At 37.8% G+C, this 26,410-nt stretch carries 17 protein-coding genes and 1 pseudogene; 1 reads left to right on the top strand and 17 read right to left on the bottom strand.

The genetic code is table 11. The annotated features are described in order from the left end of the window. Positions 1–356: 356 nt before the first annotated feature. The 17 genes and pseudogenes from B1R93_RS15215 to B1R93_RS15130 form a co-directional block, all read right to left on the bottom strand. Positions 357–575: a pepsin/retropepsin-like aspartic protease family protein gene (locus B1R93_RS15215; RefSeq protein WP_088104822.1), complete on the bottom strand. Its 219-nt coding sequence runs from the start codon at positions 573–575 to the stop codon at positions 357–359. Further along, on the bottom strand, positions 572–718 hold the full coding sequence (locus B1R93_RS23240; RefSeq protein WP_207634172.1) for a pepsin/retropepsin-like aspartic protease family protein: 147 nt from the start codon (positions 716–718) through the stop codon (positions 572–574). The genes B1R93_RS15215 and B1R93_RS23240 overlap by 4 nt, the downstream gene beginning before the upstream one ends. Then, on the bottom strand, positions 708–2,126 hold the full coding sequence (locus tag B1R93_RS15210; protein WP_088104821.1) for an MDR family MFS transporter: 1,419 nt from the start codon (positions 2,124–2,126) through the stop codon (positions 708–710). Before B1R93_RS15210 ends, B1R93_RS23240 begins: the two co-directional genes overlap by 11 nt. Before the next feature lie 122 nt (positions 2,127–2,248). Continuing rightward, positions 2,249–3,271, bottom strand: a complete 1,023-nt coding sequence (locus B1R93_RS15205) for an NADH:flavin oxidoreductase/NADH oxidase (RefSeq protein WP_088104820.1) — start codon at positions 3,269–3,271, stop codon at positions 2,249–2,251. Between the two features lie 143 nt (positions 3,272–3,414). Beyond that, entirely contained in the window at positions 3,415–3,849 is a 435-nt protein-coding gene (locus B1R93_RS15200; protein WP_088104819.1) for a MarR family winged helix-turn-helix transcriptional regulator, read from the bottom strand. Positions 3,850–5,198: 1,349 nt separating this feature from the next. Further along, the gene (gene pelA / locus B1R93_RS23235) at positions 5,199–10,355 is read right to left on the bottom strand and encodes a pectate lyase (RefSeq protein ID WP_207634171.1); all 5,157 of its coding nucleotides are present in this window, start codon (positions 10,353–10,355) and stop codon (positions 5,199–5,201) included. A 320-nt stretch (positions 10,356–10,675) separates the two neighbouring features. Further along, positions 10,676–11,188, bottom strand: a pseudogene (locus B1R93_RS15175) (tRNA-dihydrouridine synthase); the annotation flags it as partial. Next, positions 11,103–11,540 (bottom strand): DUF2399 domain-containing protein, encoded by a 438-nt coding sequence (locus B1R93_RS15170; protein ID WP_088104818.1) that lies wholly within the window; start codon positions 11,538–11,540, stop codon positions 11,103–11,105. The pseudogene B1R93_RS15175 and the gene B1R93_RS15170, both read right to left, overlap by 86 nt. 11 nt (positions 11,541–11,551) lie before the next feature. Then, positions 11,552–12,283 carry a hypothetical protein gene (locus B1R93_RS15165; RefSeq protein WP_088104817.1) on the bottom strand — a complete coding sequence of 244 codons (732 nt, stop codon included), beginning with the start codon at positions 12,281–12,283 and terminating at the stop codon, positions 11,552–11,554. Further along, positions 12,246–12,506, bottom strand: coding sequence for a glycoside hydrolase family 3 N-terminal domain-containing protein (locus B1R93_RS15160; RefSeq protein ID WP_088104816.1), 261 nt, complete (start codon positions 12,504–12,506; stop codon positions 12,246–12,248). The genes B1R93_RS15165 and B1R93_RS15160 overlap by 38 nt, the downstream gene beginning before the upstream one ends. A 167-nt stretch (positions 12,507–12,673) precedes the next feature. Then, positions 12,674–14,191 carry an MFS transporter gene (locus tag B1R93_RS15155; protein ID WP_088104815.1) on the bottom strand — a complete coding sequence of 506 codons (1,518 nt, stop codon included), beginning with the start codon at positions 14,189–14,191 and terminating at the stop codon, positions 12,674–12,676. Positions 14,192–14,920: 729 nt separating this feature from the next. Continuing rightward, positions 14,921–17,368, bottom strand: coding sequence for a glycoside hydrolase family 2 TIM barrel-domain containing protein (locus B1R93_RS15150; protein WP_088104814.1), 2,448 nt, complete (start codon positions 17,366–17,368; stop codon positions 14,921–14,923). 135 nt (positions 17,369–17,503) lie between these two features. Further along, positions 17,504–18,304, bottom strand: a complete 801-nt coding sequence (locus B1R93_RS15145) for an SDR family NAD(P)-dependent oxidoreductase (protein WP_088104813.1) — start codon at positions 18,302–18,304, stop codon at positions 17,504–17,506. Positions 18,305–18,487: 183 nt separating this feature from the next. Then, positions 18,488–18,619 carry a hypothetical protein gene (locus B1R93_RS23715; protein WP_280949488.1) on the bottom strand — a complete coding sequence of 44 codons (132 nt, stop codon included), beginning with the start codon at positions 18,617–18,619 and terminating at the stop codon, positions 18,488–18,490. A 116-nt stretch (positions 18,620–18,735) separates the two neighbouring features. Then, a complete protein-coding gene (locus B1R93_RS15140; protein WP_088104812.1) occupies positions 18,736–20,295 on the bottom strand; it encodes a glycoside hydrolase family 43 protein in 1,560 nt (519 codons plus the stop codon). A 429-nt stretch (positions 20,296–20,724) separates the two neighbouring features. Beyond that, positions 20,725–22,230 carry a DHA2 family efflux MFS transporter permease subunit gene (locus tag B1R93_RS15135; RefSeq protein WP_088104811.1) on the bottom strand — a complete coding sequence of 502 codons (1,506 nt, stop codon included), beginning with the start codon at positions 22,228–22,230 and terminating at the stop codon, positions 20,725–20,727. A gap of 189 nt (positions 22,231–22,419) precedes the next feature. After that, positions 22,420–23,148 carry a helix-turn-helix domain-containing protein gene (locus B1R93_RS15130; RefSeq protein ID WP_088104810.1) on the bottom strand — a complete coding sequence of 243 codons (729 nt, stop codon included), beginning with the start codon at positions 23,146–23,148 and terminating at the stop codon, positions 22,420–22,422. 164 nt (positions 23,149–23,312) lie between these two features. Here B1R93_RS15130 and B1R93_RS15125 point away from each other — a divergent pair, with 164 nt between their 5' ends. Then, positions 23,313–25,772, top strand: a complete 2,460-nt coding sequence (locus B1R93_RS15125; protein ID WP_165763838.1) for a glycoside hydrolase family 3 N-terminal domain-containing protein — start codon at positions 23,313–23,315, stop codon at positions 25,770–25,772. Positions 25,773–26,410: the final 638 nt, after the last annotated feature.

Genomic DNA, 26,410 nt, shown 5'->3' with positions numbered 1-26,410 from the left:
ATTGCCCAAAATGAAAAGACAATATAATATGAGGAACGAAAGTGATAGCTCGCTTCTAAGTAAACAGATTTTTAATAATCTGTGCTACTGAGAAGCGAGCATTATTTTTGCTAGACGAATGAGTGAGTAAGAGCTAATTATTAAAACAATACGCAAACAAGTATTGAATCGTTTTTCTTAAATATACAAATAGCAATTGCTCGAATTTGTCCTTTCTTCAACTATTACCCAACTCCCTTCTTTAAGTATTCTGAACCAATAGTTAAAAAAGCGATAGCCTTATTCCGCTATCGCACCCGTTAAATAAGCTGAATTAAAAAATGGCAAGTATAGAAGTGCACCTACTATACTTGCCATTAGCTATTTGACTGTAATGTTAAATCATCTATATTTATAACAGCTTTTAATTGTCGTAACAAATCCAATCCAATGATACCATCCAAATCAAAACCATAATTCATTGCACCAATTTCTAAAGCGAAATCTTCAGTTTGCATATCTCCAATTCTTACCGAATCAACCGTTTTCGAATACACGAACTCTGATCCTCCAACACCACTAATGCGATATATCATGTCATTTTTTCTGCTATAATCCCTATTGATTCTGCTAAGTCTGTTGATACAACTGTACTTCCTGAGCCAGTATCAACTAAGACACGTTGTAAATGAAGCAATTGTTCGTTAAATGTTAGTTCCAATCCCTCCCTAACTCGCATTCGCCTCCCATTGTTCATCCGCCGTCCTCTCGGGTTTCTTCACTTTAAACGCAAGCAAGAGTGTAATGAAGGTTAACCCGGCAATCATCCCAAATGCGACGATCGCTCCAAAAATATCAGGGTGCGTGATTTGAGGATAAGCCGATCCAGCTCGCTCTGCCGTTGTCATCGCTGTTACGAGCAAGCCGGTTCCAATCGACGCCGACATTTGCCGAATCGTATTCGTTACCGCTGCACCGTGAGGAATGAGCTTTCTCGGAATTTGGTTCAACCCCGCCGTATCCACTGGCATCATTACCATTCCGAAGCCAAACATCCGGATCGCGTACATGACAGTTAAGTATAAAATCGATGTGTTCGTGTCAATGAACATAAACGCAAACGACGAAATCGTCATGATTATAAGACCTGGAATGGCCAATACTCTTGCGCCATATTTGTCAAAAATCCGTCCAGTAATCGGAGCCATAATTCCTGTAATGAGTGCCCCAGGAAGCAAGACAATTCCAGCTTCAATGGCGGTAAACCCACGCATGTTGTGCATATAAAGCGGAATCAATGTTTCTAGCCCAATCAGTCCTAAAAAGCCAGTGCTACAAATAATCGTCGAAAGCGTAAAAATCCTCACCTTAAACACACGAAATTCGAGCATCGGATGTGCCAAGCCAAGCTGTCTCCTAATGAAAACGTAAATCGTGAACGCGCCGATCCCTAAGAATAGTAACGTTTGCCAGCTTCCCCAGCCGTTATTCCCTGCACTTGTAAATCCGTATAAAAGCCCTCCAAACCCAAAGGTTGATAACATAATCGAAACGGGATCGACTTTCGGATTTTTTAGCTCGGTTACATTTCTCATACTAAAATAAGCAACAATCAACATAAGAACCGCTAAAGGAATAATGCCATAAAACATGTAACGCCACTCATAGTTGGTAATAATCACCCCAGATAACGTCGGGCCAATGGCTGGCGCAAATGAGATGACAAGACCGATGTATCCCATTGCCGCTCCCCGTCGTTCAATCGGGAAGATGAAGAGAAACACCGCCTGCATTAACGGAAGCATCACCCCGGCCGCAATCGATTGAACAATCCGTCCAGTCAGAAGAACAGGAAAATTCGTCGCCATCGCCGCAATCACCGTGCCAATTGTGAAAATCCCCATTGCTGATAAGAACAACTGTCTTGTCGTATATTTTTCAATTAAAAACGCTGAAATCGGGACCATAATTCCCATCATTAACATAAAGACCGTCGTGAGCCATTGGCCCGTATTCGCGGTAATATTCATCTCAATCATCAAAGGCGGTATCGCCGTAATCATCAGCGTTTGATTCAACACCGCAATAAAAGACCCGACAAGCAAAAGCCCCGCAATTAGTACTTTACTATAATTCTCATTATTCACTTATAAAAACTCCTACTCTATGTTCAACTTTAAGATTTACTAGAAATCAACTTCAACTCGTAAAACAAAAGAAGCAAGAGAATCGCCCTTGCTTCGATTTTGACCTTCATCTACTTATCCGATTAGAAGCCTGCTTGGTACTGTTGTGGAATTTTTGATTCCTTGTTCAGCTGTGCGGCTGCTTCCAACGCCCAATATGGATTTCTTAGCATTCCTCGGCCTACCGCTACAAGGTCGGCATCTTCATTGCCAATGACCGCATTCGCTAAGGCAGGTTCGTCGAGTCTTCCTACTGCAATGACAGGTACGTTAAGGGCTTGCTTAATCTCACGAGCTAATGGAACTTGATAAGCGACATGTGTGCCTGGCTTACCATGAGCCGCAATCGGTCCTTCTCCACCAGCACTAACATGGAACATATCGACTCCTGCTGCTTGATATTCTTTAGAAAAGGCGATGCTTTCCTCAATTCCATATCCACCGTCTACATATTCTTTTGCAGAAATACGCATAATGAGTGGCATCTCCTCAGGCATTTCCCTTTTCGCCGCATGAATCACTTCCCTACCAAACTTCGCTAAATCCTTGCCGTACTCATCTGTTCGTTTATTCGTGTAAGCGGAGTGGAATTCATGAATTAAATAGCCATGAGCTCCATGAAGTTCAATCGCATCGACCCCAGCTTTAACCGCACGCCCGACAGCACGGCGAAACTTCTCGACCATTTCCTTAATTTCTTCTGTAGTCAGCGCTCTCGGCGTTTTAGAGTTTTCATCAAACGGAATCGCTGATGGCGCAACAGGCTGAGCCGCATCTTCTGCTTTTCGTCCGGCATGAGCAATCTGAATCGCCACTTTCGCACCGTGCTGATGACAAGCATCCACGATTTTTGCTAGAGCTGGGATTTGTTCATCTGACCACAAGCCTAAGTCATAATCTGAAATACGACCATCCGGCTCGACATCGGTCATCTCAATAATAATAAAGCCCGTTCCGCCAATCGCTCTGCTAACATAATGTATGTAATGCCAATCAGTCGCAATCCCATCTTTGTTCGTCACCGAATATTGGCACATTGGCGGCATAACTACACGATTTTTCAGTTCTAATCCTTTGATTTTATAAGGGGTAAATAAATGTTCCATGAAAAACCCTCCTCTTTTTTAACATCAAACAAGTTTTTGACTACAAAAGAATGTCCAGTATTATAAAATGTATGCACATGCATATAATAGAAAGAAAAAAAGCTCCCGTCAAATAAAAGAGCTTATTTGGACACATCGATTTTTTAGCTTTCCTTCTTCATCAACAGCAAGGCTTTCATTTCCGCTTGCACATTCTGCTCTAGTAACGCCTTTTCTAACGCGGCATGAAAGGTGACCAAGGCTTCTTCCAGCTTCCTCTCACCAACTTCCGTAATCGAAGTATAAATATTCCGGCGGTCATGTTGGCATGCCTGTCTTTGTAACGCCCCGCAGCCCTTTGCCTCAAATCGAGCGACAAGCCTAGACATCGCACTTTGACTTAAGCCCACCTTGTTTTGCAGCTGTTGTAAGTTTAACTTTTTATGAGGAGCTTCAGATAAATAAAGAAGCACATAAAATTCTTTTAAAGATAAACGATGCTCATGTTGCATGACTTCTTCTAATTCATTTGAAATTGATAAGTAGAGATTGTTTAACGAAAGCCAGCTAGAGATTAGATGTTTATCGGTTAATTCCATTCCTGTCACCACCTATCATGGATACCTTTATTATAACGTATTCGTCTAGAGGGAGAATACTAAAAGGCTTATTCAGTAAGGCAACCGTTTATAAAAGTACAATGTTTCAAACTTTTTATGATAAATAGTATTGTTGTATTGTGCAACAAAGTCTCTGCTTTTTTGACTCTCTTCTTCAATATTAGATTCCGTTGATACACGTGTTCACAAACTGTTTTATTTATGAAAGATAACCCAATAATGGAATTCTACCTTTGTTCCTAAGTATTCGTCTTGAGAGCCTACTTCATTAGCAGATATATATGTAATACTATCCCCATATTTTTCTTCTAATGCAAACGTTAAGTGGAATAACATTTCATTGTTAACAAAGGAACGACAATGCTTAAGATTCTATAAGGGCACCAAGCTTATATTATGTGTAGGGTGCTTAGGCGGATTTGCAATGGGTTGTACAATGGCATGCCTATAATTTTATTTTGATGGTTAATAGGAAACATTGACTGTCTAAATCTATTATTATAAAAATGCAAAAAAATCCTTTAGGAGACCAATCCCAAAGGACTTTTTGCATGTTAAAAAAATGGAACTATATCAGAAGAATCTTTGACTCTTGAACCATACCTCCACCTTCTATTAATAATATATAGTGCTTCTAATTACAGCCAACGAAATGTACGACCAATGACATAGTTCTTACCATCGAATGACAAAGAATGTACTAGTAAATGCCACGTTGTTTACCAGTTAACCTTCTGAATAATTAGTGAGCACACCTTCGGGTCTCAAGCTCCTTTGCACCCTGTCCAAAATATAGAAATATTGAATACTTTTTCAAAAATATGAACAAAGTAATCGAGAAATCCTATAGGGGTGCAAAGATGCGCTCAGGTAACCAATTTTTCACTTGGTTTTTAGTCTCAGTTCTCTCGATTGTTACGACTACTGTTTTTAGTTCTATCATCAAACAAAATAGACGAATACGGAAGCTTTCAGAAAAAGTAAGGGTTTTTTAGCTCTTGCTTTTTTATTATATTATGGAAAAAACAAAACACCCTGCCACATAGTGACAGGGTGTTTGCGCTCATTAACGTGTCTGGTGTTCGTTAGAATGAGAACGAACCGAAACTTCTCTTTTAACGAACCTAGGTAACGCTATTTGTGATAAAAGGCTTGATTTTGCGCTGAAAAAACGTTCTAATGTCATTGCCTCTGCATGTTGTCTTTTCGTACAAAGCGGCCATCTCTGCGTCCTTTTGCTCAATTTGCAAAAGGACTGCTTCCATCAGTGCCACGAAACGTATACTACCGCACGAGCAATGATAACAGACTTCCACCGTAATCTTTATCTAGTTCTTATCTTTGTCTTTCTCTTTCTTCTTATATTTGTCTTTCTTCTTATCTTTGTCTTTCTTGCTCTCTTCTGGTAGTTCTATTGGAGTCACTTGACTAGGGTCCCAGCCTTTTAATACGTTCACGACGGTCCACTCTGCGGCTTCTTCGTCTGTTAGTTGTCTTCTGTGCTCGTTTACTACCGCACCAGGACCTTCGTTTTTGTATTCATATAATCTCGCATCCATTGGGTCTAAGCCACTCATCGATGTCCAGCCTTCTGTTTTGATGTGGTCTCCCATCATCGTATTCATGTAGACCACGCTGCCTCTTGCTTCAGGGTTCCCACCTGCTGGCCAAGGTCTTCCTAAATAGACTGTGTTTGGTGCAGCATCACTTGTTAATGTACTATTTAAAATCAGCATTCCGTATTTCTCAGAAAGCAACGTGCTTGCGGCGGTAATATACCCGTTATTTGAGTCTGATCCTCTATCTAACGAGTGAATCACGGCTTCTTCAAATACGGCACTTGCTCCACCGAAGATAAAATCTACATCTCCTTCAACATACACCTGGTAATAGTATTGAGTACCAGAATGAGTATAGAGCGTATCTTGGTTGCCTATGAAGCTTACATTCTTGAAGTACTGACGGCTTCCGCTCGCATACACAGCAACTGCTTGTTTTCCGTTTACATCCATAGACTCGTCAAAGGAGTTTTCAAACGTGAGGTTTTCTGCTCTAAAGTCATTCGCACGAAGGTAAACGCTCGCACTTCCGCTCGTACCTAGAGTTCCACCAACACCATTGTCTCTACCAGCGTAATTATCATACGTGATAACGGTACCTTCTTGGCTTTCACCAATTAATGTAATAAATGGCTTATTAGCAGGAACTTCCACAACCTCTTTGTACGTCCCATCTTTTACGTAGATCGTAACAGGAATGGAGTTATTCGCTGGTACCGCATCAATTGCCGCTTGAACCGTGTGATAATCTCCGCTTCCATCTTTAGCAACTGTAAGCATATAATCAATGTCTCCTAGCTGTTCTTGCTGAGGCTCTACTTGCTTCACAGACCCATCTACTAATGTTCTTTCGTATATGTCTGTTGAATTTGTATTAGCAACTCGAACAAATACTTTGTCCATATAGTTTCCTGTTTGTTCAGCAATAGCAAGTAACTGAGTTCCCCAGTGTCCTCCCCATGAATAACCATTACGTCTTTCTTCCTCAATTTCTAAGATGTTGTATTTGATTACACCATCTCGACCTGAGAAAATCCCTTTGTTCGTTCCAATTTCATAGAATCTGTACCAAGCAGTAGAATTAGAATCTTCATAGAAGTAAATATTATTAGGATCTCCACTCGCATAGCGTGTATTTTCTAACTTTACTTCATCCAACCATTCTAGAGCGGCTAATGCAGACTGTCTAATCTCTTCCGTTTGTGGCTGCGACATTAAATAGCGGATAATCCCAACAGATTCTGAACCAGAAATAGAAGGATGCTCGTAGGAACGTGCTTCTTTCGGCTCATACGTTACTGGATCATGCTGTTGACCCCAAGCTGTTAAGACGCCGTCTGCTTCAATTTGTGATTTTAAAATATAATCAATCGCCAGCTCTTTTGATTCTCGAATTTTTGCAAAGTACTCATCACTAATTAAATCTGAATCAAATGGATATTTTCTTTCTAACGCTAAATCTAATACTTCCATCACATTAATCATCGCTTCGTCATTAAATGTAACATAATCAGAGTAGTTTCCTCTTCTAGGATACACTTGCGCAAAGCCGCCTGAATCGTATTGTAAGTCAAACAGGAAGTCAAATCCTTTTTCAATGCTTTCTTTATATCTATCATCCTGTGTTTCTTGATACACTTGCGCTAAATACAACATTTCTGAAATCGTTGCATCATTGTCGATCGTTCCTAATTCAACACCATTTGCCACCCATTCAGATTTTGACTCTGTTCCATTCCACTCACGAGTGTAAATATATGGCCAGTTCTTCGTCCAACCGCCATGATCCATTTGCCATGTAAGGAGGTTATTCGCTTCTGTAATCGCTGTATCAAGGTTTCCTGAGAATCTTACTTCCTTAATTTCCGTTTTGATGGAAGCATGTTCATCCCATTCGTCTTGGCTGTGGAGCATTAATACGGTTTGGCCGAATTTATTCGTACCTACTGCCCCTTTATCAACGGCAAGCTTTTTAAATCCTGGTGATAATAAAGACCAATCTCTTGTTGGGATAACGACTTCAATATCAGAAAAGTCGAACTCTTCATATGTGCTGTTTAATGTTACGGCAACAAGATTATTCGTAACCGCATGAACACCAACAATGCTTACATCTTCATTCATATTTTCAGTACGTAAAGGATCCACCAATGCCTTTGCTTCACCCCAAGTTAACACTTGCTTATCTTTAGAGCTAGCAGTTGTTCCTTGTACATTGGCGAGTATTTGTTCTGCTTCTTGCTTTGTTATTTCTTGATTTGGGTTAATCTGTCCATTCACCAATAGACCATCCATATATCCAGCCTCTTCGGCCGCTTCTAGTACGTAGGAATACCACTCATCAAGAGATACTTCCCATACATTTGTTTTGCCGCTAAGACCTTTGTACTTCTCCTCATATACAAATCCAAAGGCATCGTTAATGAAAGACATAAACTCAATTCTTGTCATTGGTTCATCATCCGCAGGAAGCTCATCAACTAAAATTCCAACTTCCTTCAGCTTTTTCAAATAGAAACCGCTAACGACTTCTGACAAATCACTATCCTCGATATCAATTTGTCCACCATCTGTTGTATCTGATTTGTTATGGATACGGAGATGGTCAATGTTCGCTCCACCACTTGCACCAACACCGGTAGCAATAATCACATTCTCACCAGCCGTTAATTGTGCTTTCGTGGATGTATACACCCAAGTTGCCCAGCCACCTGAAGGGTCAAAGGCTAATTCTTCTTCTACAACTTCACCATTTACTTTAATTTCAGCTGGTCTAGCGTCGGTACCACCATGGGCATAACGGAAATCTAAGTTATACTCTCCGTCTACTGGAACATGTACTGTCCATTTTACCCAGCTGCCAGGTTGATTTGGACTGTAATCAATAAATCCTGTTCCTGTGAAACCTGGATGCTTGTTATCAATAATCACTCCCGCTTCGTCTCTTTCAGCATCCTCTGCTTCGAAGATTTCATCAAACTCAAAATACACTCTTAAGTGGTCCATATTCGTCAAACCACCTGCAGCTGTTGCTGTTGCTCGAATTGTATTTTCCCCAGCCGTTAATTGAGCTTTCGTGGAAGCATTAACCCAATTTGTCCAAGTTCCCGACGCGTCAAAGGCTAGTTCTTCTACAACCACTTCGCCGTTTACGCTAATTTGAGCAGGACGTTGATCTGCTCCGCCATGTGCATAACGGAAATCTAAGTTATACTCTCCATCCGCAGGTACATTAACTTTCCATTCAATCCATTCACCAGGAGCGTTATCTGTATCTACAAACCCTGTACCTGTGAAGCCTGCATGCTTGTTATCAACTTTTCCATTAGAGTATTCTGCCTCTTCTGCCTCATAAATTCCTTCTGAACTACCTTCTCCTGGCTCCGTTGCAGGTGGGGGAGTATCAGCGTTTTCAATTACTAGATTTACTTTTGCAGATTTTCCTAAATAAGTAATCGTCATTTGATTTTGACCTGCTGTACTGCTGTCAAAGCCCGTTACATCATAATCGCCTTCAGAGAGAACTTGTTCTTCCCCATTTTTAAATAATGCCGTTACTTTTAAGCCACTTACATCCAGTGATTCCCCTACATTGTAGATTGTTTTCATATTTGAGCTATCCACTTGTAGGCCAGTAACAAGACTTGTATCAATTTCAATGTCAAAGTCACTGAATGTAACTTCTGTACCTCTTGCAGTATAAATTCCTGCAAAAACCTCATCAGTAAACAGAGCATCGGCTTCTATTGTAGTCTCTACGTCATTGATAGCTACAACATACTGACTACCTGATTTTTTAATAGATAAATCATAGATTTCGCCAGGTGCTGGGCCACTAATAGATCCAAATTCATTCACCTTAGATAACGAGCCATTATCATAAAATGCTTTCATCACTTGATCTAATGCGCCAACAGCAACGAATTTAGACTCATGGCCACTGCTATCCCCGTGTACCCCTACTTCATCTCTAAGCATTAAACCAAACGATACTTGATTGTCTGCATTGAAACTATGAACCTTGGCAGTCGTAGTAATTTCAAAGTTAACATCACTAGGAAGCTGCTTAAAATAATAAGAGATTCCATCGACAGTACTAGAAATTTTTCCACCTTGCGCATTGATGGTTACGCTTCCATCTTCATGAACCGTTGGGTCTGGATTTCTTTCAGAAATGCTAGTGTTAGAACCAAATGCACTAAACGCCCAATCGGCAGGCACCTCAACTGGCTCTTCCATTTCTAAAGATACGTTACGAAACGTCACTTCGGTATTTCTGGAAGTGAATAGTCCAGCGTAGTTTAGTTCCCCAGTATACTCTTCCATCACCTTGATTTCACCGTTGATGCTAAGCATAAACATATTACCAGATTTCGTGATTTCTAAGTCGTACTCTTGTCCTTCTGCTGGGGCAGGAACCGTACTTGGGAATGTATAGTCATTTTTTTGTACAGTTGATTCCTCGTACTTGTAAAAGCCTTTCATTTGTTGGTCGATAGCGCCTAAGGCAACATAATCGCCGGTAAAGCTACCATCATTTTCGTTTTCCAACACATTACTGCGAAGCATTAAGCCAAAGCCTACTTGTCCATTAGCTGTCCATGTATCTACATGGGCAGTTGCTGATAATGTATAGTCAGCATCAGCAGGAACATCTTTATAGTAATAGGCAATCCCTTCTGAAACGCTTTCAACTTTCCCCTTGTCGTTTATACTTTTAAGGGTGACGGTTCCATCTCCGTTTTCAGTAATGCCAAAGTTATCGGAATTCGGTGTTCCACCAAGATTCCCCATAATACTGCCTTGCCAGTCACTTGAAATGTTAATCATTCCATCAGAATCCTCTGCAAATGCAGGTAAACTAAAATTAGGAATTAATAAAAGAAAAACCATAAATAAAGTAAAACTACGTTTAAGCTTCCTCAAAATAATTACCTCCTCACGTTTTTAAAAAAGAACAATGATTTAGTAAACGAGTCACACCCTCCCCTTAAAGATATTCATCACCCCTTTTTAGTAAGCGGTTTCAAATGAAAGTTTAGCATGAAAACGTTGTTATTCAAACGGAGACTTTTGTCGAAATTATAGGCAATGTCTCGATTTTATATATATCTAATATAATGATTATCGTGTTATCCAGAATTATGGGAGTTCTTGCGATTTCTTCGTTTGGAAAAACGCTGTACTCCAAATAAAAAGGTTCCCGTCCCCGTACTTTAAAGCATCGGGGGACAGAAACCTTTACATCAGTCATTCTTTAACTCAAAGTGATCAAGCAATGCACGTACCTCATCTGTCGACTCTGTGTTCATCAATTGATTTCGTAATTCACTCGCACCTCGAAAGCCACTAACATAAATCTTAAAAAAGCGATGAAGCGATTTGAATGGACATGTGATCAATTCCTTTGAATAGTGGTCATACAGGTCAAGATGCAACCTCAAGAGATCCAGCAATTCCTTACTACTATGTTCTTTTGACTCCTTTTCAAAGGCGAATGGATTTTTGAAAATCCCACGTCCAATCATCACCCCATCAACCCCGTATTGTTGAGCGAGTTCCAAGCCCATTTGACGGTCTAGAATATCCCCATTAATCGTTAGAAGCGTATCGGGGGCCACCTCATCACGAAGTTTTTTTATCTCCGGAATCAGCTCCCAGTGAGCATCCACTTTACTCATTTCCTTTTTTGTCCGTAAATGAATAGAAAGATTGACGATGTCTTGCTTCAATATGTGTGTAAGCCAACCGCGCCATTTCTATTGTCAAACCAGCTTCATCGACGTCACTCCAAATAATAACTTGCTTTACACAGGAAGAAAGATTTTCAACTAGGTGACGATGAGCTGACCGTACTTGGCCATCAATTCCTAATACAAAACTATTCGTTTCAACCAAAAAATCATGTTCATAGGCCATTCTAGTAAGAACGCCCCGATTTTCTACTAGCCATAGCACGCTCGCAGTCGTTTCGAATTCATCCGAAAATACAGCTAAGTCTGTCGTAGCGTGGACACTGCCGTAGTCGTATGACGATTTTTTCCCCTTCATTGATCCCGTGAAAAAGATAGGTGTAATCGTACCTAAACTAGTAAGGCCAATTAAGGGCAATGGGTGTTCAATTAGTCGCTCTGTCTCCTCAATGAACTCTTTTTTATACGCAATTGTTTAGAGCCCCCTATTTTACGATAATAACGGGCCCCAATTTGCTTCCAATCAAAAGGGTTTTCACATAAAGCGATCTCATACAAAGCGAGGAGAAAATGAAGGAATAGAAGTTGTTTTTTAAATCTCCAAGTAGAATTTACACGTTCGAATCGATCGATGTTGTCTTTGACGAATTGTTGACTCTCATCCGCAATCCCTTCTAATTTATTTGCTAGAATTTGAAGTAGATTAGAGCGTAACATGTCTGTACTCTTTATAGATGGATTGAGATTCCTCCAATTTGTATACCAATCAAGGAGAAGCTCTTTATTTTCCATGCTCCTTTGATTTTCTATTCGCTTTATATGTTGGAATAATACATAGCCCATTCGATACTGTTCACTCATAACCGTACGCTCATCTTTCTCAAGCCGGTATTCCCTAATGACCCAACCGTGACGAATCCAGTCAAATGTTTGATCTGATAATGTTAGTTGTTTTTTCACCTTCGGACTAGTAAAACTTTTTATCAGTTCACTAGGGATTTCGTTTGTATGGTCCATCCCTAACGTCAAGATTGCAACTTTCCTTCTTGTTCGAGCTGTTCTTTTTATAATAGGAATATCAATTATTCCATTCATCTCATCGATTTCAAATAACTTTAGTTCTTCATTTTTCAGTAAGAAATGTTCCTTTAGTCCTTTCACCCGCCGTTATTCCGTCCCAATCGGTGACAACCACTCCTTTATAATCCAGCTCGCCGTAAAAGATATCTTGCATTAAGTGTGTGTTTTCGTTGGCATATTCACTGTTCACCTTATTATAAAAGGTCATTAATGTTCTCGACTTTCCTTCTTCTATAGCGAGACGAAAACCTTCTAAGTAAAGCTCACGTAGAGCGCGCTCATCAACGACTTCATCAATAGTCATTCACATATGCTCCTGACTATTTTTATTGAATATACTTCTTTGTTTATCAGATACTACATCCACTTATGAAATGGTATCCTTTTTATCACTAGAGGGTTTGAAAATATCCTTATCCTTTAAATCTAAAGAACCCAACGCTTGGAACACGTCGGGTTCTAATTCTATACTTATTTAGCTTTAAAGGCTGGATTATTTTGAGTATCATCACGACGCTCTTCTAATACTTTTTGAATTTCATCCATTCGTTCTTTGTCTAAATCATAGAATTTCATAGCTACTAAGGTACTAATCCATGCAGCCATCTTTACACCAACAAACAAGAACATGGTCATCCAAAAAATACTTTGAGTATAAGGTGTATCAACGTCTGGGAAAGCTGATTTAAAACCAATCATTGCAAGTGCTAACCCAACAAAAGTTTGCGCAAGTGATGAAACAGCTTTGTCGATAAATTGAAAGACTCCACCAACAAGTCCTGGTACAAAACGTCCTGATTTATACGACTCATAATCGACAATATCAGCTAGCATAGGGGGAACTACCGCATTTGTTACATAACGAATGGCTCCGCTACTAACATATAATGCAATAAATGCAATGGTCATAAATCCCATATTATCCAGGCGAATTTGTGTTGGGTCTCCTAGCCATAAAATTAAAAACATTAATGCATAAGTAATCAGACAACCCCACGTAGAAAGAACTAGACCTTTTTTCAAACCAACCTTTCGTATAATAGCAGTTCCGAATATAAGGATTAAAATATTCGGTAATAATGCCATACTTTGCATCGCACCTGCCATAGCATAGTTCCCCATTACAATACCAAATAACATAACTGAGATAATTGCATTGCCCGAAATCTGTAATCCCAACTTATCTGTTGTAGCTGCCACAATAAACATTTGTAAAGGACGGTTACCTTTTAATAATGGCCATAAATCTTTAAACTTCAAACTAGAATTCTGTATAGTACCAATATTTCCATACCGATCCTTTTTCCAAATCGCTAGGATAAATAACCCATATCCAATTCCTGCAAATATAATGGTAGCAATGGTAAATTCCTTGAATAAATCCGGGTTAGTAAATCCACCATGTTTTGGAGTTAAATACATAGATAGATAGACTGTGGCAGCAGTATAAAAAAACATCGTAAAAATCATTTGAAGACCACCAAGAACGGGACGCTGCTTAGGATCATTTGATATAACTGCATAGGATGCGGCATTGTTAACACCTGAAAACGTATACCCGATAATGAAGACTACATATAATACAATAAAATATATTAGTTTCATATTTTCAGGAACAAGATGACTTGTGAAATATAATAATGCAGTAGACACAGACATCGTCAAATAGGCTATGACCATAAATGGCCTAATCTTACCAAACTTCCCTTTCGTTTTGTCATAGAAATAAGCAATAATGGGATCCGTGACTCCATCTAAAATTCTAGATCCTGTAATTACAAATGAAGCAATAACCGTACCAAGTCCTACTATCCCTGCTGCATAATAAGAAACGATTGACATTAGGAACATAAACGCATTGTGGGACATGCTAAAAAATGGAAACAGTGCCATTTGCCATACTTTAGCTCGATTGTACTTCTTCTCTCTTTCAGCTTTTTCTATTTTCAGTTGTTCCTTTGCCAACCTTTTAGCTTCTTTTTTATCCATCTTTTTTCCCCCTCCAAAACAAATATTAACTTTCTTAAACCACACCTAGATTTCATTGGATAATACATTACTTGTAACCGCTTACAAATGTTATACACCTTAATAGAGGATTTTTGCTAACCATTAAAGAGAAGAACAACTTCACATCTCCGTTGAAGTAGTTGATACATGCACAACTCCTACCTTTTAACACCTGCTCTTAAGCGCTTTCATAGTTAATAAAAGTGATTCCCTTACTCTCTTACTGTTTACCTTAATTATCCCCCACAATGTTGATCGAAATGATTCAAACTAACTCCAGTAAATAAACCTTAGACTAAATTTCCACTCTAAAAAAGTTAGTTATAGCGGTTAAATACATTTAGTATTCGAATCTAACTCTATGCCTCCTTAAAAAAAATTCATGAAAGGTAAACCTTTAAATTTAGTATATGGGTTACAAGGAATCATTTATGGTAAAATAGTATTTTTTTTAGTATTAAATATTAAAATTCAGGAAATTTTTTTTTAGTTACTTAAAAGGATTCGAATAGTTTCAATATAAAATGTAACTTATGGTAAATGCTACGCATTAGGTACTGTTATCGACTAATCTGAAAAGTTAACATAACACGAATAATTAAAAATGAACGAGTATTTATATACTAGTAGTAAAAAACAGGGATTTATTTATCCCTGTTTTTTACTATTTATTTGTTAATGATATTTTCAATTTGTATTCTTTTAGAGTTAATTCACTGGTATTTCAAGTGTAACTGCATTAAGTCCATCAACATTAACCGTTAGCTTAGACAAACCTGAATTATAACCGGAACGAACAATGGCAAGCATTCTACCTTTATAGGATGTAAACTGACCTTTGGTATAATTTTCTGTCGTTTCTGGTTTACCCGTACCAAACGCTGCAAGTGTTGCTGCCCCTTCAACTTTAGCTGTTGCTTTTAACTCTGCTGTTGGCACCAATCGGTTCTCTGCGTCAACCACTTCAATCACTGCATGAACTAATGACTGGCCATCTGCGGAAAGCTCCTTCTTATCAGGAATGATACGGATACCAACTGGATTTCCTACGGATACCAAAATGTCAGAAGAAACCTTTTGACCGTTTGTATAACTGATAGCTTCTAATGTACCAGGTTCAAAAACAATTTCAAATGTTGCAATTAAACGGTTAGCTTCCCCGGCAGCTTTTCGACCTAAGCTTTCTCCATTTAAAACTAATTCTACTTCTTCAGCTGAAGAATAGACATCTACTCGTACTGGCTTCCCTTCAAATCCAGGCCAACTCCAGGAATTTTCACAGTCTGGCCAGCCCCATCTACCTAACACCTCAATCTTTCCATTATTTTTAGGATTATGTGATGCAATAAAGGTCTCCTTTGACCCCCATAAAATTCTTCGATATGCTAGCTGTGGTCGCTCAAAGCCACAAAGGTCAATATCAGCAGCTGCTGCTAAGCGCCAAGGAAATTTGGCAACATGATTCGTCCGTGAGAGAGCTTGGGCCTCTTCTTGACTATTATAATAGTCTTGTCTTCCAAGGGCTGCTTCGCCAATATAGTCATAACTAGTCCAAACAAAATCTCCTATAACATGAGGAAAACGCTCCACGTCTTTCCAATACTCAAACATTTCTAATGGTTTGCTTTCCGTTGAGCAAATCACTCGATTTGGATATTCTTTAAGAGCATTTTCGTAGTGATAATTGAGGTAATTATACCCAACCACATCAAGTGGAGCAGCAAAGGCTTCTGTGTAATCTCCCCAAATTTGTTTACCAAAATCTCCATCTAAATTGATGATACCACCTCCGCCAGATTTCCGGGCGTTATTCATCATATCTTGGAAGAATTTCTTCTGGTCCTCATCATCAAGTCCATTAAAAAAAGACGGTAAGGAATTGATAATAAAACGAGTAGGATCTAACTCACGTACATAGGCAGCAAGTTTAGCTGCCCATTTATATCCATCGGACAATCCGCCTCGTTCAGGAACTTCATTACCGGTTGACCACATTATGACACTTGGACTATTACGGTCACGTAAAATAAACGCTTTCAGATCTTTCTTCCAGTCTTGCTCAAAGTATTGACTATAATCATGTAGGTTTTTCTCCATCGTCCAAACATCAAAAGCTTCATTAATAACAAGTAAACCTAAACGGTCACATGCATCCAACATATCCCTAGACATTGGATTATGGGAAAAACGAATGGCATTAAAGCCGTTATCCTTGTGTATTTTCATCCTGCGAAATTCGCTGTCCTTGAATGAGGCTGCCCCTAAGATGCCATTGTCATGGTGAACACAACCTCCTTTTAATTTTACAGTTCTCCCATTAAGCATAAAACCGTTCTTCGTATCAACTGAAATTGTTCTAATTCCAAATGTCGTGGTTTCCTTATCAAGAATGGCAGCATTGTCAGAAAGTTCGGCTTTAATTCTATATAAATTCGGTGAGTCTATATCCCAGATTTCCGCATTTTCAACAGCAATTTTGACATACCCGACTGCTTTTTCCCATGCCGGCACATGTACTTTTACCCTACCTTTACCAGCTTCACTACCATCAACCTCTTTTACAATTTTAATGTCTACCCATAAATTCTTGTCGTTCCCTGTTTCGTTGTTAATGGTTGTTTCCACATTTACAAAAGCCGTGCCGTTTACTATATGCGAGGTATAAGCACAAATCCCCCATGGTGCTATATGTGTCAGTTGTGCAGTAAGTAAGTCAACATGGCGATAAATACCTGACCCAGAATACCAGCGTGAGTTAGGTTGTGCATCATTGTTAACTATCACTGCTAAACGATTCTTTTCCCCTATTTTAATATAAGGAGTAAGATCAGCATGAAACGGTGTGTACCCATAATGCTGTCTAGTCACAACATGGCCATTTAATATAACAGTTGCATTCATGTAAACACCATCAAATTCAACTAATACTTTCTTATCTTTATAGTTTTCAGGAATTTCTAATATTTTAGTATAAGTTCCAACGCCTCCACCAAAATACCCCGTTAATTGGCCACCTGGTGATTCAGGAAACGTGTCTGTCTCAATAGTGAAATCATGTGGGAGATGAACAATTTTGCCTTGCTCGTTATACCCAGGTATGATAGAAGGCTTTCCATTAATAAATTCCCACTCTTTATTAATATTTTTTCGTAACATAGGCTAACCCTTTCTTATTCACGTTAACTAGAAATAGTTTATTTAGCAACCAGATCAAGTACTTCTATTTCAACGGTAACAGATGTTGGTTCCACTGTTTAGTCTTCCTTAATAAAACTAACTAACAACGCTCTACTATCTATTACTCATCTTTTTTGCAATCATTTCTGCTGCCCGTTTAGGTGTTAATCGGTACAGTCTATCCATAATCTTCGAGTCCTTTCCAGCAAGAACACGGTATTCATCGTTTTCCATGCCATTGACAATAATTTCAGCTGCTTCTTTAGGGGTTAGTAGCTTAGACATGTCTTGTTCTCTAGTATCTGTGTTCCTAGAACCTTCTGCTCCGGAATTTTTCATAATATCCGTGCCAACCCCTCCAGGAAAAACTACTGTCACATTAACGTTTGTATCTTTCAACTCGGCATGTAGACCTTCTGTCATTAATTTAACAGCTGCTTTAGAAGCACCATAAATAGATTGACCAGGTACAGGTAAGAAACCTCCCATACTGGATACGTTAGTGATGTGTCCCACAGGTCTATCAAATAAATAAGGAAGAAATGTTTTTGTCATGTAAAGTGTTCCATAAAAATTAATGTCCATGACTAGTTTAATCTTTTCGTAATCAAGCTCATGTATATTAACAAAAGGTTGGATAATTCCCGCATTGTTGATGATTCCATCAACAGCACCGTGTTGTGTAATTACTTTCTCAGGGAGCGCTTCTACGGCCTCTCTGTCTGTTAGATTTACGATGTGTATGGATAGCTTTTCTGATTTTTCTCTAACTTGCTTTACCGTTTCCTCTAGTGCTTCCTTGTTTATATCAACAGCCGCAACACTTGCACCCTTAGAAAGGAGATTAAGTACTAATTCACGCCCAATCCCCCCACCAGCACCTGTGACAACTACAACTTTACCTCTAACTTTCATTTTAATACCCTCCCGTATTCGCTTTATGATGACTCCTTATCTATTATTAAAGAGCCTTCTCTTTATATCACCTAAGAGCTTTTGGTATCCAGTTTGTGTTGAACGGCCAACCGCAATAAACCAAATGTTTGGTCATACATATCCCAACTACCACTCAAAGTTATCTAATAATCACCAGTAGGTTTAATCAATTACGTTTATCCCTTCCTCTAGACCTTGTTGGAAAGCATTCAATGCTAGTTCTATAAATTCTACTCTTTCCTCATCGTCATCTGTCGAAAAGTCATTTTCCGTAATGATTATTGGTTTATCCAATTATTATGATACGCTCACAATTATCAGTTCGAGAAGCAGTATATCGACGTTTATAAATATAATATTATTAGATTATATAAACGATTAGCGCCTGGATTTTATCCACTTGGGTAATCTTAAAGCTGGTTTTGTTCATTTTCTCTTTCATCTCCAAAAACATATTGGAAATAATCGAAATGTGCAGGTGTTGTCGATGGTTTACCATTACCTGTTGCATACAGGCCGAAATATATCCCTGTAAATCCACCTGCAACTTGAGTGGAAAGTAAAGATGTCTCTCCATTACCAATCACTTCTTCTTCACCTGTTGCTTTTGCATAACTGAAAATAAAGCTCGTGTCCGAAGCCTTTACCATAAATACAACACTTGAATCGTCATACTCAATTTCCTTTTCTACCTTCCACAGACTTCCAACACGCCGGCGAAATAGAATAGCAGATTTCCCTTGTTTTCTTGTTTTTGCAATATCATAGTGATAATTTTCATTCATGAACACTGTTAAACCTGCTTCCTCCCCCTCTTCGTTAGGTGAAAACTCCATTAACGTTGAAACTTTACAATTAAAATGTTGCTGCCTACGGCCAACAAAGGCTGGAGATTCATAATCATTTAACGTACATGCTTGACCGTACAGTGTTAATGATCCGGGCTTATCAGTTAATGACCAACAACCTTTTTGTGGATTACGGTAAAAATTCCAAATCGGCGAGAGTGACTCACATTCAAAATTCTCCACTTCCTTCCATGGAACCGGATTGCTTAATGGAAGTGATGTTGCCTCATTCTCTATTTCAGCTCGACCATTGTTACCAATTATCGGCCATCCTTCTTTTGACCATTTAACTGGTGATAAATTCGTTTCACGACCTAGATGATGGACCTTTGTACTTTTAACTGGTCTGAAACCTAAGAACACCGCCCACCAAGTGCCATCGGTTGCTTGTACTAGATCCGCATGACCGGTTGCTTGAATTGGTAACGCCGTACTTCTGTTTGATAGGATTGGGTTATCAGGATTACTTGTAAATGGGCCATAGGGACTTCTGCTTCTCGCAATTGTTACCATATGACCATACTCTGTTCCACCTTCAGCAGTTACTAAGTAATATAAACCGTTGATTTTATATAGATGTGGACCTTCTGGTGTTTTTCCACCTGTTCCTTCCCATATGAACTTGTTTTCACTTTTCAGTTTTCCGGATTCAATATCCAACTCTGCTTGTATAATCCCTTCAGGACCTATACCAGGAAATGCAGCGCCAGTAACATATACTTTGCCATCATCGTCAAAAAACAAAGATGGGTCATACCCTCTATAACCATCGATAAAGATTGGATCGGACCATGGGCCGGCTGGATGATCCGCGTAGACATAAAAAGTTTTTCGAATCGTTATATTCGTTGTAATGACAAAGAATCGTCCATCATGATGACGAATGGTTGGAGCAAAAATCCCCTGAGATGGAAGATAATTATGCTCACGTTTAAGTGGCAACTGACTTTCACGTGTTAATACATGACCAATTTGTTTCCAATTCACAAGGTCTTCACTTTGATATATTGGTATACCAGGGAAGTATTCAAAGGAACTAGTAACTAAATAGTAATCTTTCCCCACTCTACAGATACTAGGATCCGGATGAAAACCCGGAATTATTGGATTTTTGTACTTCATTTTTAATAAGCCCTCTTTTCCGGTTTTTTTAATAACTTACAAGTATGATAACATTACGGAATAAGTAGTTATGGTATTTTGGTTCTTATTTTAGTATTATTTATAGTATCAATATCATTTAAATAGGGAGGAAATAGTTGAAGAGTTAAAAGAACTTTCATTTTTAAAAGAAGAGGAAGTCGCTAGTCTCCTTTCTAAATCTAGCTACATTCGTTGGATGGGTAACGTATTTATTCAAAAATTTATTCAAGAAAACATCGATTTTTATGTAGATATCTACGAACGATTGAACAAAAAGATCTAATTAGACCACAATTCTAATTAGATCTTTTTTAGAGAAGTTTTTATAAGTGTTGAAAACTTTAATCTAACTAAATCACGAAGCATTTGGACTTAAATAATCCTTATGTTTCGATAATGAAAAACCGACTAATTTTCGGCTGCTTTTTTCACTATTGTATCTTCTTCTAACGGTTCATTAGCTGGTTTTGCTCGTTTCATAAATAATGCTAAAACAAGAGCCACTGCTGAAAAAAAGACCGAAACAAAAAAAGCATCATTTATTCCAGCTAACATTGCCTTCCCCATTATTTGCTCATTTAATTTTACAAGTTCCTCAGATGTTGTTGTATTTAATGGTATACTTGCAGTCATTGTTTCAGCATGTGTCTGAGTACGAATTGACATAATTGCGACTAAAATAGCTGTACCGATTGCCCCTGATACTTGTTGCATCGTATTGTTCATCGCTGTCCCGTGGGGATACAGACGTTCCGGTAGATGGTTTAACCCATTTGTGGAAACTGGCATCATCACCATTGAAATCCCAACGGTTCTTGTAGTATTTAGAAATATTAAATAGATATAACTTGCTTCAAATGTTAACCTACTAAAATAAAAGCTTGTAATAGTAACAATGACCAATCCAATAAATGCTAAGATTCTCCCCCCGAATTTATCGAATAACTTCCCAACAAATGGTGACATAATAGCTAAAGCTAATGCACCTGGTAACATCATTACACCAGCTTCCATAGGTGAAATTCCTCGAAGGTCAATTAAATAGATAGGGACCATAATCATCGAAGAAAATAATGCCATCGCAACAATCATTGTGATCGTGATCGATAATGAAAACATTGGAATTCTAAAAACATTAAAGTTCAACATAGGGTTTTCATTCCTCTGTTGCTTAACAATGAACGTTATCAATGAGAGGATTCCTACAATAATCGTTACATAAACAACTGGATGATTCCAACCAACACTACCTGCTGAACTAAAACCATATAAAATACCACCAAAACCAATACTTGAGAATATGAGTGAAAGAACGTCTATACGTATACTAACTTCTTCCTTTTTATCTTTTATCAAAAAAACACCGGCAATGAATACGAGTATCGCAACTGGTGTAATTATTTGAAAAAGCATTCTCCATTCATAATATTGCACAACCCAACCTGATAAGAGTGGTCCGACTGCCGGCGCCCCCATCATAACCAACCCCATCAAACCCATTGCTGTACCACGCTTTTCAATTGGGAAGCTTACTAACATCACATTCATTAATAAAGGTGACATCACAGCTGCACCCGAGGCCTGAACAATCCTCCCACCTAGCAATAAAGGAAAATCCTGTGCTACTCCTGCTAATAATGTACCAAAAGTAAATAATCCCATAGCAACTAAAAATAAGCGCCTTACCGAGTATTTTTGAATTAAGTATGCAGTAGCAGGGACTAATATACCTACAACTAACATATACCCCGTTGAGAGCCACTGCGCAGTTGCTGCTTCCAATTGTAAATCCGTCATAATTGCAGGAAGCGCGATTCCTAATAAAGTGTTATTTAATAAAGCAATAAATGCCCCTATTAATAAAACCACAATAACGCCATATGGTGGTCGGCTCGAATTTGATGATTGCTTCATTTCCTATCCTCCCTAAAACACATATTGGAAAAATTTAGTTTCAATTTACTCACTACTTTTATTTTACATCATCCTAAAAAATCCATATGGTAAAAAGGGAATGTTTTTGGTAATTCTAGATAATCCATAAACCATTGTCTCATTGTTTATAAATTAAGGAGGAATAGTAGCAGGTAAAATATAAGAAACTTAACAATCTAACTTTTTCATATATTCAAATGGTGTTTTATTATAAATTTTTTTAAACACTTTACTAAAATAAGAATAATTCGCATAACCTAATAATTCAGAGACCTCATTGAATTTATAAAAGTTACTTTCCATTAACTCAATTGCAAACTCCATTTTTACATGATGGATATAATCCGTTACGCTCTGTCCTGTTTCAAGCTTAAAGATTTTTGATAGATAACTCCGATTAACACGAATGGCACTAGATACGTCCTTCGCGTAGATAAAACGAAATTTATTATTATGGATGTACTCAATTGCCATTTTAACGATTGGTGAATAATTTTCTAATGAATATTTGTTTATTCCAACGATTAATTCTTCAACAATTTTAAAGTAATATTCCTCTAATTTATCTTTGTTTAAACAATGCGCAATGTTTAAGAAAAACTCTCTCTTAGCACTTTCAGCAATATCTTTTGGCAGCCCTTGTTTGATAGCTAACCGTACAAAGGATGCCACAGTTGAAGCGACATAGAGTTTTTGTACCTCCAGTTGTTCATCCAAAATAACCTGTATGTCTTTTATCTGCTCTGCCTCGTTTTTCACCTGATGAAAAAGTTCCATATTCCCCGTAACGATAGAAGTTGTAAGTAATTGATTTAGTTGTGTACTCTTTTTTGAAAAATCCGTTTCATATTCTGATTGGATAGATAGATTTTTATTTAAAAGCTCTTTTCGATTCATCTTACTTCCCTCCTAGAAAAATTCCTTATACAAGGAAAATATCACATACTAAGCAAAGTAGTAACAATATTATAACAAAAACAACAATAGTATAAATGATATCTATTTATATTTTTTATAATAATTTTACAGTGAAAATTAATTTTACTTCTAGGAGGAAAATAATGCTCTATAAAGATGCTAGTAAAAATGTTACGGAACGAGTAGAAGATTTGCTTCAACGCATGACACTAAAAGAAAAAGTCGCCCAATTATACGGTATGGTAACCTTAGGACAATTAGATCCTGTCACTAATGCACGAGATAATTTTGAACATGGAGCTGGAACGTTGAGTTTTTTGAATAGCTCACAAACCGGAGACACCAAAAAAGATATAGAAACTCTACAACGTGTTCAGAAGTTTTTTGTTGAAGAAACACGATTAGGAATTCCAGTACTAGTCCATAATGAAGGGATCGCAGGTGCTCAAATACCAGGAGCAACCACTTTTCCACAATCTATGAATGTTGCTTCTACATGGGAACCAGAACTAGCCAGAAAGATGGGAGAAGTCGTTAAAAAGCAGTTAATTTCATTTGGTATAAGAGCTGTACACTCACCTCTTTTTGATTTAGGACGTGATCCAAGATGGGGAAGAATTGGTGAAACTTACGGAGAAGATCCATACCTCGTTGCGCAAATGGGAACATCCTATGTAAAAGGGGTTCAAGGCGAAAATCAAGTGATGGCAACAGCTAAACATTTTGTCGGGTATGGTAACACAGAAGGAGGCCGCAATGGAGGAGAACAGCAAATTTCGGATCGAAAGTTGTATGATACCTATTGTTTCCCATTTGAAGCTGCGATACATGAAGGCAATGTGAGAGGAATCATGAATAGCTACGGTATATTAAATGAACAAGCCGTATCTACTTCAAAATGGTTACTAACTGATGTTTTGCGTGAAAAACTTGGCTTTTCAGGCCTTACAGTTGCAGATTACGGTAGTGTTAGTCATGCCAATGTTAGATATCGAGTAGCTAAGTCTCAAAAAGAAACTGCCGTGATGGCACTAAAGGCTGGAATGGATGTAGAACAACCCAATAATACATGCTATCGCTTTCTAGAAGAAGCAGTCGAAGCTGGCGACCTTGATGTAATGTATATAGATCGCTCTGTTAGAAGAGTACTTGAGACAAAGTTCAAGCTAGGGCTATTTGAGAACCCGTATCAAGAAGGTAACTTCCAAGAAGAAATAAACAACATAGAAAGTCAACAACTGTCACAAGAAATTGCCGAAAAATCTTTAGTGTTGGTTAAGAATGATAAGGATATTCTCCCACTTACTAAAAAGTTAAAAATTGCAGTAATTGGTCCTTCGGCTGATAGCAAAGTGAATTTCTTCGGAGGTTACTCATCTGTAGGAACAGCCGATACATCAACAAGCGATTTTGATCGTTCTGAAGATGATAATTTCATAAAAATGGCTTACGATACGGTTATTTCAGAGCATAAGGATATGCTTAAATCTAGAGGAATTGTATTTGATAAGCAACCTTCACCGGAACAAAAAGCAAAGATTATTGAAATGCTAAAAAAGAACAGATCAAAATCAAATAAGGTATATAAAACAATAGATGAATTCATTGACACCTATTATCCAAACTGTCGTACGGTCAAAGATATTTTGGAGGAAGAGTATGGAAAAGAAAATGTTTTTTATGCAAAAGGTTGCGATATAAAGAAACCTATAGAGGGCGGCTTACAAGAGGTAAAGAAGGCTGTTGAGCAAGCTGATATTGTAATTGCCGTTTTAGGTGGAAAGGAGAGTATGAGGGCACCAGATGCAACTTCTGGCGAAAATAAAGATAATGTCAACATTAATCTGGAGAAATCGCAATTGGATTTAATGGAAGAAGTGTTCCGCTTAAATAAGCCAGTAGTCTCTGTCATTGTTGATGGTAAGCCTTTGGCAGCTCCATCCATAAGTGAAAAAAGTCAAGCATTTCTCTATTCATGGCTTCCAGCTCAAAGCGGTGCTCAAGCTATCATTAATACGTTAACCGGTAAAAATAACCCTAGTGGCAAATTACCAGTAACAATTCTAAAAGATAAAGGACAAATCCCTATGTATTACAGTAGGCTTCCGTTCTTTGTGGATATCAACGAATGGTCGGAATACATCGATCATGATAAGAATACACCTTTATACCCTTTTGGCTTTGGATTAAGTTATACATCTTTTGAATACAGTAACTTAAGTTTAGATAAAGAAGTGTCCACAAACGATAAATTACAAGTAACGTTTACAATTAAGAATGTTGGTAATTATCTAGGTGATGAGGTTGCTCAACTGTATATTAGAGACTGTTTTAGTACAGTAGCTCGCCCTTCCAAACAACTAGTAGGATTTAAACGTATTAGTTTGGATAAAAATGAATCCAAAAAAGTTACGTTCACTATTGACATGGACCAACTGGCTTTCCATAATATCGATATGAAACAAGTAATAGAACCAGGTGAAATGGAACTTTATGTAGGATCTTCATCCGATGATATACGACTGAAAGGGTCTTTTGAAATTATTGGAGAAGAAAGAATAATAGAAAGAAAAGTATTCTCATCAAAAGTAACTGTTAACTAATATCAAAAATTAAAACAGGTATAACATAGAAACTAACGATGAACTAAATGATTTTAAACCTCAACACTTTTAAAAATAATATTACTATAACATCGAAATAAAAACGGTTAGCCAATCAGCTAACCGTTCTTCACATTCTCATTACATACCCAGCCCTGTGGATTTTATTAAAACACTTTTCAACTTCAAGTAGTGAATTTATTAAAACATTAAATAATGCTGTGTTCATCTATCATATTATTTAACTAATACAATTTTATTATTTAAATCTAATAATATTGTAACGTTTTTTTAACCTTTTGTTAATAACTATATTACTTAATTGCTTTTTACTTATTTATGATTAAGTTCCTTCTGTAATGATTTTTGTTAGGTAAGTTTCTAAATAGTGAAATAAGGTTGAACATCAAAAATGTCCAACCCCACCTTAATGTAAAAAATTAAGTTAGCTTCTAATCAAAACTACTTCTCTAAAATAAATTTTTACTTCTTGATTTTATTTAAAGCTTTGTTAATTTCAACTATCATTGACTTAGGTATAGACCCCCCTGCTTGTTTAATCAAGGCTTCAACAGTCGTCGCATTATTATTTTAGTCATGGATTTAGATTGTTTAACATCTTTTGCGACATCTCCACG

Origin of the sequence: Halalkalibacter urbisdiaboli (assembly GCF_002156385.1) — a bacterium.
Classification (GTDB): domain Bacteria; phylum Bacillota; class Bacilli; order Bacillales; family Bacillaceae_D; genus Halalkalibacter_A; species Halalkalibacter_A urbisdiaboli.
This window is presented reverse-complemented; position numbering and strand designations above follow the sequence as displayed.